Source organism: Thermococcus sp. (assembly GCF_027012695.1).
Classification (GTDB): Archaea; Methanobacteriota_B; Thermococci; order Thermococcales; family Thermococcaceae; genus Thermococcus.
Genome location: NZ_JALUYR010000047.1, coordinates 33,849 through 46,913, shown reverse-complemented (window position 1 = coordinate 46,913; position 13,065 = coordinate 33,849). Strand labels below are relative to the sequence as shown.

The following is a 13,065-nucleotide window of genomic DNA, read 5'->3' as shown; positions in this document are numbered from 1 at the left end:
GTGTCACATAAGCGGAGAAAACGAAGTAGAAAAGAGGAAGCCGAAAAGGCTTCACTCGAAGAGCCTCTTGCGAGCAGCCTCGAGGATGATCTTCTGCTCTTCCTGGGCGACGGTCTTCCTGATGAGCTCGACGGCATCGGGGTTCGCTGAGATGCTGTCAATTCCGAGCCTGACGAGTATCTTCGCCATCTTCGGGTCACTGCCCGCCTGTCCGCAGATGCTGGTCTCGACGCCGTACTTCTTGGCAACCTTGATGACGTTCTCGATGAGCTTGAGCACGGCCGGGTGCTTCTCGTCGTAGAGGTAGGCAATCCTGTCGTTGTCCCTGTCGATTGCCAGTGTGTACTGGGTGAGGTCGTTGGTACCGAAGCTGACGAAGTCAAGTCCCTCCTTGATGAGGTCCTCGATGATTAGCGCAGCCGCCGGGACCTCGATCATGATGCCCCACTCGACGTCCTTGTGCGGCTCGAGGCCGACTGAGCGGGCTATCTCCTTGGCCTTCCTTATCTGGTCGGGGTTGGCTACCAGCGGGAGCATGACACCGATGTTGTCGTAGCCCTCCTCGACAACCTTCTTGATGGCCTTGAACTCTGCCTTGAGGAGCTCGACCTGGTCAAGGCTCCTTCTGATTCCTCTCCAGCCGAGCATCGGGTTCCTCTCGTCCGGCTCGTCCTCTCCACCCGGCATCTCCTTGAACTCGTTGGTAGGAGCATCAAGCGTCCTGTACCAGACCGGCCTCGGATAGAAGGCAGAGGCAACGGTCCTTATTCCGTCGGCGAGCTTCTCTACAAGCTCCTCCTCCTTACCTTCCTTGATGAACTTGACCGGGTGCTGGCCGATGCTGAGTATCATGTGCTCAGCGCGGAGCAGTCCAACACCGTCGGCACCGGTTGCTGCAGCTCTCTCAGCCACTTCCGGCATTGAGACGTTGACCTTGACCTTGGTGGCGGTGACGAGCGGGGCGCCTGCAACGACGACCTGTCCGCCGGCCTTCTCTTCCTCCTTCTTCTCGACGAGGCTCTTGACTATGCCCTTGTAAACGACACCCCTGGTTCCGTCAACGGTGACGTAGTCGCCGGTCTTGAGGACCTTGGTTGCGACCTTGGTTCCGACAACCGCTGGAATGCCGAGTTCTCTACTAACGATAGCGGCGTGGCTGGTCCTTCCGCCCTCGTCGGTGATGATCGCTGAGGCCCTCTTCATTGCCGGAACCATGTCCGGGTTGGTCATAGTTGTGACCAGAACGTCGCCTTCCTTGACCTTGTCGATCTCGCTGGCGTCGAAGATAACCACAACCCTACCGGCGCCGATGCCCGGCGAGGCACCGAGTCCCTTGAGGATGACCTCCGCCTCCTCAACCTCGGCGGCCTCCTCAGCCTTTGCCTCCTCCTTGAGGGTGGTTATCGGCCTTGACTGAACGATGTAGAGCTTGCCGTCGTCCTTGTCGTAGGCCCACTCGATGTCCTGCGGCCAGCCGTAGTGATCCTCTATCTTTGCTCCCATCTTGGCTACCTCGATTATCTGATCGTCAGTGAGAACCTGCTTCTCGACGTACTCCGGGCCGAGGTAGTCTGCAACCCTGACGAGAACGGTTCCCTTGCCGGTCTCAGGGTTCCTGACCACCATAACCTCCTTCTTGGCGATGAACTTCTCCTTTATCTTCCAGGTGCCCTTCTCAACGATGTACTCATCGGGAGTAACGGCACCGCTGACGACGGCCTCACCGAGGCCCCAGCTGGCGTTGATCATTATCTCGTTCCTATCGTTGGTGACCGGGTTCGCTGTAAACATGACACCGCTCTTCTCGCTGTTGACCATCTTCTGCACAACCGCCGAGAGGTAGACCTTGCTGTGGTCGAAGCCCTGCTTGGCCCGGTAGAAGGTAGCTCTGGCAGTCCAGAGTGAGGCCCAGCACTTCTTGACCTTGTCTATGACGTCTTCAACGCCGTAAACATCCAAGTAGGTCTCCTGCTGGCCGGCAAAGGAAGCCTCGGGAAGGTCTTCAGCGGTAGCAGAAGAGCGGACGGCGACGTAAACCGCGTCCTTGCCGAACCTCTGGCTGAGCTTCTTGTAGGCATCCTCGATCTCACTGGCGATCTCCTCGGGCATCGGAAGGGAGATTATCTTCTCCCTGATCTTGGCAGTGTTCTCCTGGAGCTGCTTTGAGTCATCAACGTTGGTCTTGCTGATGATGTCCATAATCCACTCCTGGAGCGTTCTCCCATCCTCAACGCGGACGTTCTCGACGAAGTACTTGTAAGCCTCCGCGGTAACGCAGAACCCGGGCGGAACCGGGATTCCGGCCCTTGTGAGCTCACCGAGGTTCGCGCCCTTTCCCCCAACGAGGGGGACGTCTTCCTTGCTGAGCTCCTCAAACCACTTTATAAACCTGTACTCGCTCATGGCGATTCCCTCCGTTTAATTACTGCGGGTGATATATCGAGCGGTCATTTTTAAAATTAACTATCCAGGCCTGTTCGTCAGTGTATATGATTGAAAAGGAGAGGGGATGTGTCCATTTGAAAATAGGGCGCCCTAATTCGCCCCGAGGTTCTTCCTTATAAAGATTTTGAACTTCCCGTTGTAAAACTCCTTGACGAGCTTGTAGTTCCCACTCGTTATGATGTTAAGGTATGTGTTTGGCTCCTTGTGGATTATCACGTCGTAGTAGGCTTCGCTTATCTTCCTCTGGACGTCTTCCCGGCGGAGTATCATCTCAACCCTTGCGCCGGGATAGTAGAACCCCGCCATCGTGTAGAGGTAGGGGGACACGAGGAGCTTTTCGCCCGGATAATGCTCGCTCGCATACCTTAGCACGTGGGAGTCGTACTTACCCGTTACGTCCCACTTCTCCTTCAGGGCAAAGGCGCTCCTACCCACCGGAACGAGGAGGAGAAGGGCGATGCCTATTGTGACGGCCTTTTTCCATGATTCTACCGGCCTTCCAGCGAGTTCAAGGACTTTCTCAACCCAGTCTACCATTAGCGAAACTCCTTCAACGGCCAGTATTCCCATGACCGGGGCAAGGAACGTTATGAAGCGCGTTTCCTTATGGGTGACCGTCAGGATACCCATCAGACCCACAAAAAACCAGCTCAGGAGAAGCCAGCCCTTCATGTTCTTCTTCTGTCCGAGGATGCCCAAGGCGGTGAGGAGGAGAAGAACCGCGCCCATATCTCTGCGAAGCAGTTTGAAGTAATCTGAGACCGAAACGGGCCTGTCTGCTGTAACGGTCCTGCTCGCTATTTCAAAGGGCTTCAGGGCTCCACCGTAGTGAAGATGGCCCAGGTACAGCCATGGGCTCAGGGTCAGGAGGAGCAGGGCAAAGCCAACCCAGTATTCCCTCTTTCTGGCCCAGTCCCAGCACTCCGTGAACCAGAGGTAGGCGATAAAGACCGCTATTAGGGAGAGTCCAGTGTAGCGCGTCAGTATTGCTAGGCCGGCTGAGACGAAGGCCAGGTAAATCCTTGTGGGATTTCCCCTTTTTCTTCCCGTGTAGAGGAGATAAATCGCGAGGGTGTAGAAGAGCGTAAATTCGCTGTGAACCAGTTCCCTGGTTCCCATGGTGAAGGCCAGGGCGTTGAAGATGTAGAACAGACTCGCTAGGAGGGCTCCTTCATCGTCTTCCAAGAGCTCCCGGGCGAGGAGGAAGACCAGGGAAGCCGTCAGGGAAAAGGCCAGGAGGGAGACGAGCCTCGCGACCGTTAACTGGTCCAGGGGAGCATGGATAAAGCGGTAGAAAGCGGAAAGGGTGTAGGGGTAGAGCGGTGGACGGTACATCACGTAGACCCCCTGGTAGGTGAAGTTGGTTGGATTGACGGCAAGGTTCCTGGCGATGTCTATATAGAGCGCGCCATCGTACGTGAGCGTATCCCAGGGTGGAAAGGTGAGGGTACCAAGAAGGAAGGCAACGGCAAGGGGGATCGGGATCAGCCACTTTCTGCCCACATTCCCACCTCCAGGGAGATGTACGCGAACAGGGAGAGTGCCGAGAGGAAAAACGCATCCATTCCGATCGGAATCATCAGAATCAGGAAGGTAACCGCAAGGATCCCCGTTGGCCGGGTCCTCTCCGAATCGGCCAGCGCCAGCCCCAGGAAACCCGCCTCCAGCAGCCCGAGTATTCCGAAATCGTAGGCGGGCTGACCGAAGATGGTGTAGGTGTAACCGACATCGCTGCCAAAGAGGGAACCGACGTAGCCCTTGGGATCGGTGGAGAACAGTATCCCGCGTCTCCCCAGGGGCATACCCATCTCAAAGAGCCGTTCGTAGACCGTATATGTGAACCCCGGACGATAGAGAAGTGTTTCCAGGAAACCGAGGTGCCAGGAAGGATAGGTCCCGAGGGTCGCCAGGTACCTGACCGCGAGAACCAGAACACCCGCCGCCACCGCGATGAGAAGGGGCAGATGCCCCCTCCATCCACCGCGACCGGAATTGCCTCGACCAACGGCTCCGAGGACGTAGGCCAGTGCCACCGAAAGACCAACCGTCCTGAAGGTCGAGAGAAGCGCTATAACCTCCCCGAGAAGGAAGAACCTCAGATGGGGTCGGATGGAGATGAGTGCAACGGTCAGGTAGCCAGCGGCGAGATAAAAGAACCTGAAGTCCGAGTACCTTTCCACAGGATCAAAGAGGGGTACGGAACCGGCCAGCAGGGGGACTGCAAGGAGGACAACCGCTGGCACCAGCAGTAACCTCTCCACTCTCCCCATAAAAGCCGCCGGATCCATCTTCTTCGCCCTTTGGGTGAGCAGGAACGCGATTCCGATGACCACCAGGGAGACCAGAAAACCGAAAAGGCCGAGGGCTGAGAGAACCAGGAAGATCGTGAGGAGATACAACCGGGCCCTTTCTCTCCCGTCGAGCCCAGGTTCCAGACGGTGAGAGATCCACATGATACCCAGGAATGCCAGGGCATAGAGCAGCGGTGCGGTTTCCACTGGCGGGAGGAGACCCCGGTACAGACTCTTCGAGAGCATTGCGAGCAGGAGGTAGAATACCGTAGCGATCCAGAAGAGCGCGCTAATCCGCATGGTCAACCCCGTGCTTCAATTTCTTCCAGCCCGAGAGGACCACGTAAGCCCCGAGTCCGAAGAGCAGGTAGACGGGGAGATCCAGTATTCCTGTCTCCACGCCGATGAGCCCATAGGCAAGGGTGGAGTAGTAGAGGGACAGCGTAACCGGGTGTGTTGCCCTTGAGATCATTCCATAGTACATCCCTAGGAGGAAGCCCTCAAGCAGGGCGAAGATCCCGAAGTCCAGGTACATTCCCCCCAGCAGTGTTGGGGTTATAGTTGAGCCCGTCCTGACGTAGAGGAACTTTGCCACGAGTCCCCTGGGGGAATAACCACCAGTTATGTAAGATTTAAGCCCACTCCACTGGAGGTAGCCGTGGTAGAAACCCTTCCAGCCGGCGCGCCAGACTATAATATCCAGCACCGATGTGGAGCTCTGAATCCTCACCCAGAGGTTGGAGAGGGCCTCACCCCTGGCGAGGGTCATTCCAATGCCGAGAAGTCCGAGGAACGCCATCAAAAGTGCCACGCCCGTTATCCTGGACCTGTTTCCGGCACGCAGGTTCCCGCAGTAGGCGGAACCGATGGCCACCAGGCTGACAAGAACGGGCGTTCTGTAAGCGTAGAGGGAAACCGCCAGGGGATAGAGGAGGGAATACCTTTTTCCGCGGAGGAACAGGTAAACACTCGACGGAACGCCGAGAAAGTATGTTAAAGCCGTCAGGCGGGGGTTCAGTTGGGTCCTTATCGCGGGGTGAAGGAGGGGAACATCGCGAAGGAGGAACAGCTGAAGAGCTATAATTCCAACCGCCCCCCAGAAGGCGATGATCACGTGCCTGTCCTCCAGCTTTAATCCACCGTCAAGCCAGTTGATCCTGTCCCCCCGGTAAATGCCCAGAACTATTGCCAGGGCGAAGGCCGTTCCGACGACCATCGTCTTCGGCTGGGCCAGACCGAGGGCTATGAATGTGACGAAAGCGAGGGGAATGAGAAGGGGCAGGCCCCTCATCCCGTCCTCACCTCGACCAGCTTCAGGGGCAGATTTCTCTCCTCCGAGTTGACGTAGAGGACGCCGTAAATGTAAACCGAGTAGTTACCTAAGTACTCCCTCAGAAACCCCAGCGGAACCATGTTGGTGCTTATGATTGCCCCACTGGAGCTCACCTGGTTTATCGTCACCGACCCGTAAGAGAGGTAATCAGCTTTGTACTTGAGCATTCCGAGTCTGATCGGGGTTATGTTCCCGTCTATGTACACCATGCCGCTGAATCTCTCCGAGTAGGCGTTGACCGTCAGGTTGTCCGCTATTTCATCCATTCTACCAAGCTGGGGTGGGAGTTCGTAGACGTAGACCTTTCCCCGATAGTGCACCCTTATGAGCCGGGCCCTGAGGTCTTCCTTGGTGGCACTCGGGCCACCGACACTCAGGACGGTTCCGTTGACCACAATGTTTATGGTGGAACCCCTTACGCTCAACAGGGTCCCTGTAATGGTTTTTCCGTCAACGGTCTCAACGGTGATCGTCACGTTGAAGCCCTTCACGAGGAGGCCGTAGGCCCTGTTGGCAGCCTCATACACCTCCCCGCCCTGATAGTGGGGGACGTACTGGTTGAGGAGAAAACCGAACACCGCCACAATGAGGATTATAAGTGCGACTCTCCTCCACTCCATTGTTTCACCGTCCGGCAATTCCTCCTGATAAACAGGTTTTATGTGTTGCGGTTCACAGTTTTTGACCTTCAGGGGTTTTTCAGTACCGGTTAGGAAGCAAATATGTCCCCTGCGCTCCAAAATAGCCACTGACGGTGGTATAGCGACTCCCGGGGTCGTTATCCTACTCAACAGAACGAAATATTTATATTCATGCGGCCTTCACAGTATAGATGACCATTATGGTTAGGAGGTGTCAGGATGAATAAGAAGGCTTTAAGCCTTTTGATCGCGGTAGTAATGCTGCTCTCAGTGGTGCCAGCGGTACTACCAACTCCAGGAGTGGCCGCTACAGATTATCCACACGGAGATTCGGCGGCCGGTAAGATATCAGTGGAGAAAGTATCCCCCGGGACTACCGTCTCGCCCGAGGAAAAGTACGTGAGGCCAGAGGAGATTATCACTCCCGACCTATTGGAGGTTGTGAAGGAGCTCCAGAAGGCCAAGTCTTCGGAAGACTTCTGGCTTCCTGTTAGGGTCGTTTCCCAGTACCCTCTCGAGAACGTGAGGATCAGTGGAGTTAAGATAATGGGACACGCCAACATCGGCGGTACCAACGTCTACATCGTCGGCATCAAGATATCGGAGGATTCTCTCCGGAGCCTCCAGAGTCTGGCAAAGATCAAGGGCGTCCTCGAGATAGCCCCCATGAGCGACGTCAGGCCGATGATAGAAACCCTTAGGAACGCAGGGGACGATACATCCCTGAAGGCTGTGTTCAGATATCTTAAAGAGCACAATTCACCGGGACTCAGCAACGTCTACCCCGCGATGCTCCATGACCCCATGATGGTGAACGGCAAGAAAGTTGTTCCCATCAAGAATGTGATTTCAAGGAACAACCTCGCGATCCCCCGCGTTCTGCCGGTCCTCAAGGGCAAGATGGCCCTCGCCCGCCAGATGAGGAAGGCCTACCCGATACCGGAGCCGCAGGACATCTTCGCCGTGCACAACCTCGGTTCGATGGACGTCTGGGAAAAGTACAACGTGACCGGCAATAACATAAACGTCGCGGTAATCGACAGCGGAGTTGACTTCGGAAACCCGGATCTCCAGGATGCCTACGCCATCGAAACCAACCCCGAGTCGCCCTACTACGGCTGGCCCATAGCCTTTGACAGCGCTTCGATGATGGACTACCTCCAGTTTAACATGGTGTTCCCCCAGGCCATACCGTTGTTCGGAATCATCCCGTGGTACACGAACACCTCGCTTGTCACCGGCGTTCCCGTGGTGGTTTACGCGCCCTACATAACCGGCTATACGGGGGACAATTTCTCCCTTGTCTTCTCGGGAATGAGCCTTGCCAACGTGCCCAACGAGACCTACCGGGCAATCCTCATGGCCAACGCCCTCTACTTCCTCTTCAACGGAACCCCGAGCGGGAAGATACTCCTCGTGGACGATGACAATGGCCCCGACAACAACGGTACAATGTGGTACGACTTCGACAAGTACTACGTGACCGCCCTTGAAAAGCTCGGCTACAACTTCACCCTCTACCGCGTTGGAGTTGACGGGCCACGGCCCAACACCACAGTTCTGGCCGATTATCAGGCGGTTATCTGGTTTACCGGCATGAACTATGAGCCCTTTACCGACGATGAGCTTGCAAACGTAAGCACGTATCTCGACAACGGCGGCAGGCTCTTCCTCATAAGCACGAACTTCCTCGATACCAACGGGTTCTACATTCCCACCGAGACCAACGTGCTCCTCAACGAGACCAACGTTCCGGCTCCCCCCGATGGGAACTTCACCGTATACCCCGTAACAATAAACGACACCGTTGACACCTTCGTTGTCGAGACATCTAGCGTCAACGAGAGCCTTGACATTGATATCTATGTGGTTTACAACGGATCAATCGTGGGAAGATCATTTAAGATCGGTCCCGATGAGAGAGTCGAGCTTGACAACCCCGCGCCCGGCGACTATCTCATCATCGTCCACAGCTTCGACAACCCGGGCAACACCACCTACAACATAGATGCCTATACGGTGAAGTACCTCCCGCCGATACCCCTCAACTTCACCAAGAACTACCTGCACATTGACACCCGCACCTACGACCTGCTCAACCTGGGAATACCCAGCGTCGTCGGCGTTGACGGCGTCACCTTCCGCGCCAGCGCGATAAACAAGGGTGCCGTCGGACTTGGAATGGGCAACATCGGGGTACCCTACTACTACCTCCTGCCATCCACGACCGACTTCCTGGCAGACCCGCTCATTCCAGATCCCAACGCCACCGCCATCAGCCTAGGCTTCATGGCCATGCCCTACATCGATGGAATGGGCCCGCTGCCCGTGAGGCTCCCACTCAACACCAACCTAACACTCCCCTTCGAGGGCAACGTCGTCCACATCGGTCTCCACCCGGACCTTGCACTGGCGGTTGTTAACACTCCACCCGACGCTGAGTACCTCAACCTAGGCTTCGTTCTCGTTGTTGACTCCGACGGAGACGGTACCTCGGACAAGGTTTACGTGGATCTCACCACCGACTGGGGCTACTTCGTTGACTTCAACGAGGATACCGGCCACACCAAAGACAACCCCGTGATAGCTTGGGACCTCTTCAGGACGGACTTCGATCCAGACTACGGAGAGTTCAGCGTTCCGGGCAGGGACGGCTACGCCGACCTTTCGGGAGGAATGATCTACTTCATAGCCGACGGCAAGACCCCGATTCCCTATGCTGAGCAGGTCTACGAGAGGTGGAACCTTGGACAGCACGGAATAAGCGAGGAGAAGCTTACCCCGGAGGATGGCTCACTCGTTGCCTTCATGCTGGGAACGATCTTCGCAGGCGGTCTCGAGCACGGAACCCTCTGTGCCGCAGCGATAGCCGCGAGGGGCAGGACCGTTGGACCGGCCTCGTTCGGAATACCCGGGGACTTCTACCCGGTCGTTGGAAACGCCATCGAATCCAAGATAATAGCCGAGGGAGACCTCTACACGCCCACGTCCAACTGGATAGACATGATGTACTTCTCCACCGAGGGCTACGACGGACAGCCCGGAACGGGTGATGAGGCCCAGCTGACGAGCAACAGCTACGGTAGGGGTCTGTACTACTCCTTTGACAGAGGATTCAGCTTCGAGGACAGGTTCCTGGAGTATCTCACCAAGATAAGGCCCGAAACAGTTCACTTCTTCGCGGCGGCCAACGAGGGTCCGGGATACGCCACGGATCCCAGCGAGGGCGCTTCACCTGGAGCCATAACCATAGGTGCAGCCACAGAGTGGGGCTACCGCATAGCGGTTGGATGGAACGCCCTCGATCCACATGGGGACGTCGTTGAGTTCTCGAGCAGGGGACCAAACGCCCTCGGACAGGTCAAGCCAGATGTGCTCACCCCCGGAATGTTCGCCCTGGGAAGTACAACACTCAACATGCAGGCATGGAGGGCAGAACCAATAATCGGTGGAAAGTACGCCAACGAGGTCTGGGCCGGAACCAGCCTCGCCACCCCGATGGCGGCCGGTGTTGGCGCCCTGGTTGCTGAGGCATTCTACCGGGCCCACGGAAGGTACCCGACCACCGAAGAGATGAGAGAGATCCTCATGTCTGCGGCGGAGAACGTCTACAACGACGTCTTCCAGCAGGGTTCAGGTTACCTCAACGCCACCAAGGCGGTTGAGATAGCTCTTGAAGAAGGAGGAGTGCTGGCCAGTCCCACCAAGTGGCAGGCGGGTTCGTACGAGGGCAGTGACCACGAGGCTTTCCCGAACATCCTCTATCCTGGAGAAAGCGACAGTCAGGAGTTCAAGCTGACCAACTATTACAACGAGGACGTTGAAGTCAAAGTCGAGGCCGGCGTTCTCAAGAAGATCGGCGAGACGGAGATACCAATAGAGAACGTCAACTCCACCAACTGGCCACTGGTGAGGATAAACGACCTCATACCCAACGACACGCAGATGATGAAGGTGACCGTCTACCCGAACGTTCCAACACTTGGCGTTCGCATGCTCGTAAGACTCTATGGAATCGGCGGTCTCATCCAGCAGGGTGGAGTAGGTGCCGTCGTCTCGTTCACCGTCAGGGAGCCGCTTGAGAGGTCCCCTCTGCTCCTGCTCCAGGTCAGGCAGTACGGTGATGCCACGTTCAACGGAACAATCAAGCTGGAGTTCTACAGGATCACCCCGTGGGACTGGGTCAAGGTTACACCCGGAGAGTTCATCCTTGGCGCCAAGTCCAGCGGTACCTTCAAGGCCACCCTGAAGGTCCCGGAGAACGCCTCCTACGGACTCTACGAGGGAGCGATCTACGTGGACTACGGCAAGGACATCGTTACCCTGCCGGTCAGCGTGATTGTTGCATCGCCATCGCCGAGCTTCAGCTTCGGAGGTTCGGATGAGGCAAGCGGACTCTACGACAACTCCCACCTATACAGCACCCAGGGTTCCGATTACGTCAAGGACGCGAGGCTCTACTACTTCAACGTTCCGACGGAGGACGCCGAAGACGGCTACATACTGGCGGACGTAACCTGGGACGGATTTGCTGCGGTTTACCCGTCCCTGCTCCAGCCGAAGGTTGACTTCTGGAGCATGGAGTACCCGGACATCTTCGGACCCTACGGCATGGTGGACAGCGCCAGGGGCCACAGGATCCGCTTCGGCGAGAGCGTGGTCATGGCCAAGGCTGTCCCAGGCCTCAACGCGATGTGGGTCTACACGCCCTTCGGACTGACCCCCGTGATACCCTTCACCGGCAGGGTTGACCTAGCCAAGCTAAGTCCGAACAAGTGGGTCGAGGTAAAGAGCCAGAGCAACGAGCAGGTCTTCACGGTGAAGGTGCCTGAATGGGCCGGTGATCTCACCGCCGAGGCCTTCGGATTCAGCGAACCCATCGAGTACCACAACATCCTTGCTCCGGAGACGGGCGAGTCGGATTACTACTTCGTCAACGTGACCAACTCACCGATACTCGACGTGGAGCTCAGGAGCGACTGGGACGACATAGCTGGCGTGGACCTCGACCTGTACGTATACTACAACAACAACGGAACCTGGGTTATGGTCGGCTCTTCGACATCCTTCCGCGCTGATGAGAGGGTTACCATCAACAACCCGAAGGCAGGGCAGTACAAAGTCGAGGTCTACTCCTGGAGCAACCCGGCTGAGGGAGTCGCCACCTACGACCTCAGCATAACCACGATAGACGGCACTGAGCTGACGATCAAGAACATCGAGAAGAGCGGCGATATCTACATGATTACCGCCGGCTACAACCTCACCGAGGAGCATCTCGCCAGCGACAGACCACTCATGGGAATGATCTTCATCGGAACCAGTAAGTTCCCAATGATGTTCCAGGTACCGGTGAAGATACTGCCGAGCGCCGTGGACGTCAGGATATCGGGCATTGAAACCAGCGGCGTCGCCTACGTCGGGGAGACCTACAACATAACCGCCTACATCACCAACGACGGGCTCATAAACGTCTCCAACGTCAGGATCCTCCTCGTGAAGGACGACGTACCCACAGACCTTCAGGCCACGATCCCGGTGATGTCACCCAAGGATGTCTACAAGGTTAGCATAGAGATACCGGTAGTTGATACCAAGCTCCACGAGTACAGGTTCGTAGTTGATGCACTGGACGACCTGGTACCGGACAACAACAGGGAAACGATCTACGTCAAGGGGGTTGACAAGGAGAACGTCCAGGAAACGTACGACATCGAGGAGAGCATTGGCGGAAAGGCCTCAATCACCAGGTTTATAGACGCAGGCAGGATCTACTACCTCACCGTCAACGGCGATCACGGAACCATAGTCACGGTTGTCCTCAAGCTCCCGGCAGACACCACCAGCTACTACGTCAGCGTCAAGAACGCCGACCTCCTGGATGTCAAGAAGGACACTGCCAAGGGAGGAACGCTGCTCCACATAAGGATGAGGCTCCACTCCCCAGGAGAGATCAGGGTTGACTACATCACCAAGTCCGACATAATGAGGATCTCAACGCTAAACTACGTCTGGTACATGCTCTACTGGAGGTACGACCAGAAGTTCGATGAGCTCTACAAGAAGGCCCTTGAGCTCGGAGTGGACAACGAGACCCTCCAGGAGGCGCTGCACTACAAGGAGCTCGCCGACAAGTACTACGAGGAGGCCGAGAAGTACATAACGCCCGGCAGGGACAACCTCGCCATAGCCGCACTTCCGAACATCCGCAAGGCCTACCTCAACATCCTCAAGGCCTACACCATCCTCGAGGCCGCGATAGAGGAAGTCGAGGGTTCTGAGGGCTGATGCCCTCTCCTTTCTTCTCCTTTTGTACCATCGCCAACCTTTTAAGAGTCCGTGCCCTTCTTTCACC

General features: G+C 56.5%; 6 protein-coding genes. 1 reads left to right on the top strand and 5 read right to left on the bottom strand.

Translation table 11 applies throughout. From position 1 onward, the window contains the following. Nucleotides 1–51 precede the first annotated feature (51 nt). From ppsA to MV985_RS03085, 5 genes are all read right to left on the bottom strand, one after another. The gene (gene ppsA / locus MV985_RS03105; RefSeq protein WP_297461504.1) at nucleotides 52–2,403 is read right to left on the bottom strand and encodes a phosphoenolpyruvate synthase; all 2,352 of its coding nucleotides are present in this window, start codon (nucleotides 2,401–2,403) and stop codon (nucleotides 52–54) included. 132 nt (nucleotides 2,404–2,535) lie between these two features. Further along, the gene (locus MV985_RS03100) at nucleotides 2,536–3,948 is read right to left on the bottom strand and encodes a glycosyltransferase family 39 protein (protein ID WP_297461501.1); all 1,413 of its coding nucleotides are present in this window, start codon (nucleotides 3,946–3,948) and stop codon (nucleotides 2,536–2,538) included. Further along, nucleotides 3,930–5,036 (bottom strand): hypothetical protein, encoded by a 1,107-nt coding sequence (locus MV985_RS03095; RefSeq protein ID WP_297461851.1) that lies wholly within the window; start codon nucleotides 5,034–5,036, stop codon nucleotides 3,930–3,932. Before MV985_RS03095 ends, MV985_RS03100 begins: the two co-directional genes overlap by 19 nt. Next, nucleotides 5,026–6,027 (bottom strand): hypothetical protein, encoded by a 1,002-nt coding sequence (locus tag MV985_RS03090; protein WP_297461498.1) that lies wholly within the window; start codon nucleotides 6,025–6,027, stop codon nucleotides 5,026–5,028. Before MV985_RS03090 ends, MV985_RS03095 begins: the two co-directional genes overlap by 11 nt. Next, nucleotides 6,024–6,689: a hypothetical protein gene (locus MV985_RS03085; protein ID WP_297461496.1), complete on the bottom strand. Its 666-nt coding sequence runs from the start codon at nucleotides 6,687–6,689 to the stop codon at nucleotides 6,024–6,026. The genes MV985_RS03090 and MV985_RS03085 overlap by 4 nt, the downstream gene beginning before the upstream one ends. Nucleotides 6,690–6,929: 240 nt before the next feature. Here MV985_RS03085 and MV985_RS03080 point away from each other — a divergent pair, with 240 nt between their 5' ends. Continuing rightward, a complete protein-coding gene (locus MV985_RS03080) occupies nucleotides 6,930–12,998 on the top strand; it encodes a S8 family serine peptidase (RefSeq protein ID WP_297461493.1) in 6,069 nt (2,022 codons plus the stop codon). The last annotated feature ends 67 nt before the right edge of the window (nucleotides 12,999–13,065 follow it).